This is a genomic window from Pseudoalteromonas sp. SIMBA_162, assembly GCF_046535955.1.
GTDB lineage: Bacteria > Pseudomonadota > Gammaproteobacteria > Enterobacterales > Alteromonadaceae > Pseudoalteromonas > Pseudoalteromonas marina.
Genome location: NZ_JAWJBQ010000502.1, coordinates 1 through 267 on the forward strand (window position 1 = coordinate 1; position 267 = coordinate 267).

Genomic DNA, 267 nt, shown 5'->3' on the forward strand with positions numbered 1-267 from the left:
CGAGACGCCGTCATCGATGATGACGCCTTGCTCGTTGGCCATGGTGGCGTAACGCGTGCGGCCTACCGGCTGCTTGAGGAAGGCGAAGGTGTAGAGGCGGTTGAGCAGTTCGGCGGCGTCCGGCCCGCGCAGCTCGATGCCCCCCAGGGTCGAGACATCGATCAGGCCCACGCCATTGCGCACGGCCAATGCCTCGTTCTGCATGGCGTCATTGCGCTCCTCCGGGCGGCCATAGAAGGCCGGGCGCGCCCAGTGGCCGGCCGGCAT

Annotated in this window: 1 pseudogene; it reads right to left on the reverse strand. The window is 68.2% G+C overall.

The window, feature by feature from the left end:
- Positions 1-267: pseudogene (locus R0J88_RS20685) on the reverse strand (hypothetical protein); the annotation flags it as partial.